The organism is Rhodopseudomonas sp. (assembly GCF_048594845.1).
Taxonomy (GTDB): Bacteria; Pseudomonadota; Alphaproteobacteria; order Rhizobiales; family Xanthobacteraceae; genus Rhodopseudomonas.
Map to the genome: position 1 here is coordinate 1 of NZ_JBMDXE010000314.1, position 4,460 is coordinate 4,460.

4 protein-coding genes are annotated in these 4,460 nt (G+C 65.7%); all 4 read right to left on the bottom strand.

All coding sequences use genetic code 11. The annotated features are described in order from the left end of the window. Window positions 1-128 precede the first annotated feature (128 nt). Window positions 129-2,021 carry a feruloyl-CoA synthase gene (locus ACOJTD_RS20840; RefSeq protein ID WP_420134768.1) on the bottom strand — a complete coding sequence of 631 codons (1,893 nt, stop codon included), beginning with the start codon at window positions 2,019-2,021 and terminating at the stop codon, window positions 129-131. A gap of 13 nt (window positions 2,022-2,034) precedes the next feature. Continuing rightward, window positions 2,035-2,841, bottom strand: a complete 807-nt coding sequence (locus ACOJTD_RS20845; protein ID WP_420134769.1) for a crotonase/enoyl-CoA hydratase family protein — start codon at window positions 2,839-2,841, stop codon at window positions 2,035-2,037. A gap of 330 nt (window positions 2,842-3,171) precedes the next feature. Continuing rightward, window positions 3,172-3,633, bottom strand: coding sequence for a DUF3237 domain-containing protein (locus ACOJTD_RS20850; RefSeq protein ID WP_420134770.1), 462 nt, complete (start codon window positions 3,631-3,633; stop codon window positions 3,172-3,174). Between the two features lie 124 nt (window positions 3,634-3,757). Beyond that, a partial coding sequence (locus ACOJTD_RS20855; RefSeq protein WP_420134771.1) for a TRAP transporter large permease occupies window positions 3,758-4,460 on the bottom strand: 703 nt, incomplete at its 5' end.

Sequence of the window (4,460 nt, forward strand, 5' to 3'; positions counted from 1 at the left end):
ATGCCCATGTCGATGGGCGAGAGATCACCGAAGGCGCCGCAGTAATCGACGAACGGCGTGCGGGCCCCCTCGACGATCCAGACGTCGTCGAAGGTGGCGGAAAAACGGGATTGGCTCATGTCGGTTCCTCAGGCGCTCGGACGCGCCGGCAACAGCAGGGCAGGATGGGATTCGTCATACAGGGCATCGACCAACGCGGCGCGGCGGGCGAGCACCGCGCGCTGGTTGACCGAGCCCTTGTCGGTGACTTCGCCGGCGTCGATCGACAGCGGCTCGCCGAGCAGCGCCGCGCGGGTGATCCGGTTGGACGAACCGGTCGCCTGCCCCAGCAGCTTGCGGAAACGCTCGGCGAAAGCCTCCCGGATGCCGGCGTCCTGCGCCATGCCGGCGAGATCGTCGAGCGCCAAGGCGGGATTCACCAGCTTGCAGCCGTCCGGATCGAGGATCACCACCGCCGACACGGTATCGCGATCGAGCCCGGCGATCACCACGTCGCGCACCAGCGGCGCGCAGGCGGCGATGAACTTGGCGCGCAACGGGCCGACACTGACCCACGTGCCTGAGGCTAGCTTGAAGTCCTCGGAGATGCGGCCGTCGAAATCGAAGCCCGCGGTGAGGTCGCTCGGATTGACCGGCTTCAGCGCGTCGTTGAGCTTGTAGTAGCCCTCTTCGTCGAACGCCTTCGCGGTCAGCTCGGGCGCGCGCCAATAACCGGGCGTGATGTTCGGGCCCTTGGCGCGGACTTCGAGCTTGCCGTTATTCGGCACCAGCTTGGCCTCATTGCCGGGCACCGGCAGGCCGACGTGACCCGAGCGCGAGGTCTGCGGTGTCACCGACATGAAGAACGGCGCAGTCTCGGTGGCTCCGAGGCCGGTGAGCATCGGCACGCGTGCGCCGGTCTCCTGCACGGCGACCTCGTCGAGCCCGTCCCAGACGTGCCGCGCGAGGCTGGCGCCGGAGAAGAACATCGCGTGCAGACGGCTGAAGAACAGCTTCCGCAACGCCGCATCCTCACGCAGCACCGGCAGCAGCGACTCGTAGCCCTTCGGCACGTTGAAATACACGGTTGGAGCGATCTCGCGCAGATTGCGGATCGTCGCCGCGATGCCGGTGGGCGTCGGCTTGCCGTCGTCGATATACATCGAGCCGCCGTTGAACAGCGTCAGGCCGATATTGTGGTTGCCGCCGAAGGTGTGATTCCACGGCAGCCAGTCGACGATCACCGGCGGCTCGTCCTTCAGGAACGCCATCGCCTCGCGGATCATCACCTGATTGGCGCAGATCATCCGCTGGGTGTTGATCACCGCCTTGGGATTGCCGGTCGAGCCCGACGTCAGCAGGAATTTCGCGATGGTGTCGTGGTTGATCGCGTCGTGCTTCGCGGCCAGGTCCGGATGCTCCGGCGTCGCCAGCAGATCGGCGAGCGACGTCACCTGGCGGCCATCGACCGTACCGCGCGTCGCGGCGATTTCGACATCGGCCGGCACCGTGGCGAGGATCGCCGGTGCGAACGGCGTGACGTCGTCGGCGAAGATCAGTCCCGGCGTCAGCAGGCCGACGATGTAGCGCAGCTTGCCGAAGTCCTTCGACACCAGCGAATACGGCGGTGACACCGGGCACATCGCGACGCCGGCATAGAGCGCGCCGAACATTACCTGGGCGTGGTCGATGGAGTTGCCGGACAGGATCATCACCGGCCGCTCGGCCGAAAGCCCGCGCGCCAGCAGCGCCGAGGCGATGCGCTGCGCCGCGCTCAGCATCTGCGCGTAGCTGATCGTGCGCCAGCCGCCGGTCTTGTCGCGCTCGGCCATGAACACGCGATCGGGTGTCTTCTCGGCGAAGTGATGCAGCCGGTCGGTGATCCGCACCGGGAAATCGGCGAGCGTCGTGGTCGAACGTACGTAGATCGTGCCGTCCGGCTTGCGATCCGTCGAAATCCCGATCTGGCCGAACGAAATGTCCCGCAGCGGATGAACTGCGGGAGCATCCCCGGCCGCGTCGGCGCGTGCAGTCGCGTTCATCATGGCATCCACCTCAGGTGGGTTTGACCTTTGCGGTCTTGTGATCGAGGAAGGCGCGGATCCGGTTCTTGGCTTCCTGATCGCTCTGCGCGACGGTAGCCATCAGCGATTCCATCAAGAGGCCAGTCTGCGGATTCGCCTCGGCGATCATCGGCAGCGCCTGCAGCACGGCGAAGTTCGTCAGCGGCGCATTCTGCGCGACGCGGTTGCCGAGTTCGAGCGCCTTGTCGTAGGCCGAGCCACCGTCGACCAGATATTGCGAAAAGCCGTGCACCACGCCGTCCGCAGCGGAGTACACCCGGCCGGTCAGCATCATGTCGGCCATCCGCGCGACGCCGATCAGCCGCGGCAGCCGCACCGAGCCGCCGCCGCCGACGAAGATGCCGCGGCTGCCTTCCGGCAGCGCGTAGTAAGCGGAGGCTTCGGCGACGCGGATATGCGCCGCGCAGGCAAGCTCGAGCCCGCCGCCGATCACCGCGCCCTTCAGCGCCGCGATCACCGGCACCCGGCAATACTGGATCTTGTCGAACACCCGATGCCAGGTCTGCGAATGAACCAGCCCCTCGGTGGCGTCGCGCTCGCGCAATTCGGAGAGATCGAGGCCGGCGGAGAAGTGATCGCCGATGCCGTGGATCACGACCGCGCGGACGTCGTCCGGGATGTCGATGAAGCAATCTTTGAGAGCAGCCATCAGCCCGTCGTTCAGCGCGTTGCGCTTGGCCGGGCGATTGAGGCCGATGGTCAGCACCGAGCCGACCGTTTCGACGACCAGCGTCGAGTGATCCGCGAGCGTCGCGGCAGAGGCGTTTCCTGTGAGCACTTATTACGTCCTGTGCAGAATAGTTATAGAATATAACGAATGACGCCGGAGTCAATGCGGCTGTTTACGCCGTCCGCCAACTTCTTCCTCTCCCCTCGTGGAAGAGGGTTGGGTTGTACCCTTGGAAAGGCACTTTGTGCCGCAAGACTCCCAGCGAGCACCGCGCGCTCCCTCTCCCGCTTGCGGGAGAGGGCTGGGGTGAGGGAGCCCCGAGCACTGAATCTCGGCCGCGCGGAGTGTCCCCCTCAAGTAGGCTGTGCTGGACGGATAGGCTGTCACCCCACCCCGCTCGCTTCGCGCGCGACCAACCCCAACCGGGGAGGGTTGAGATCACAGCACCTGGTGCACGTCGACGACGACGCGGTCGTTGTGCCGGGCGGCGGAGCCGATGAACAGATACTGGGTCAGCCACTGATAGTTCGGATGGCCGGTCTCGAAGCGCGGGCGGGTGCGGAAGTAGATCAGCTTGGGATCGACCGGCTCGCCGCGCTTCAGCTTCTGCAGCAGCTCAATCGGCCCAAACCGAAGCCCGAAATTCTCGACATAGACCACGGCGCCGTCGTCGGTCTCGAACGCGTATTTGGCCTCGAGCTCGATCAGCTCGTTCGGCCGGATGATCTGGAAGTCGGCGCCGGACGGCAAGATGCGACCGCTGACTCCCTCGCCCTTCACGGTGCCACCGATCACCGGAATCACCCGCCGCACGCCCGCTCCGGTGTCGCCGGCCGAGATCACCTCGCCGATATGCGCCGTGATGGTGAAGACGTATTTGGTTTCGAGCGTCGGGGTCATCGTCAAATCCTCCGTCCTCCGTCATGGCCGGGCTTGTCCCGGCCATCCACGCCTTTTGTGCGTATGGGTCAGCAAGGCGTGGATGCCCGGGACGAGCCCGGGCATGACGGGCTTTGTTAGCTAGTCACCCGATCATCCGCATCGGCAGCCACGTCGCGATCACCGGGAACGCGACCAGGATAGCGAGGCGGATCAGGTCGGTGGCGACGAAGGGCAGCACGCCCTTGAAGATCGTCGCCATGCTGACGTCCTTGATCACGCTCTTGATCACGAACACGTTCATGCCGACCGGCGGATGGATCAGGCCGAGTTCGACCGTCATGACGATGATGATGCCGAACCAGATCGGATCGAAGCCGAGCGCCATGATCACCGGGAACACGATCGGCACGGTGAGGATCACCATCGCCATCGCGTCCATCAGGCAGCCGAGCACCAGATACATCAGCAGGATCAGCGCCAGCACGCCGTAGGGGCCGATGCCGAGGCCGGTGAGGAATTCGGTGATGAGCTGCGGCGTCTGGGTGATGGTGAGGAAGTAGCCGAAGCACAGCGCGCCGATCAGCACGGTGAACACCGCCGCGGCTGTGCGGGTCGCCTGCAGCAGCGACTGCAGGATGCCGTCGCGGGTGAGCTTGCCGCGCAGGATGCCGATCAGGAAGGCGCCGACCGCGCCGACCGCTCCGGCCTCGGTCGGAATGAAGAAGCCGCCATACAGCCCGCCGATCACGAACAAAAACAGCAGCAGCGGCGACCACACGTCGCGAAACGCCGCGAGGCGGTCGCCCCACGAACTCTTCGGCCCCGCCGGTAGGAAGCCCGGCCGC

Excerpts from the sequence above, each read along its gene's own strand:
- ACOJTD_RS20850 (WP_420134770.1), bottom strand. The coding sequence starts at position 3,633 with ATGACCCCGACGCTCGAAACCAAATACGTCTTCACCATCACGGCGCAT.
- ACOJTD_RS20840 (WP_420134768.1), bottom strand. The coding sequence starts at position 2,021 with ATGAACGCGACTGCACGCGCCGACGCGGCCGGGGATGCTCCCGCAGTT.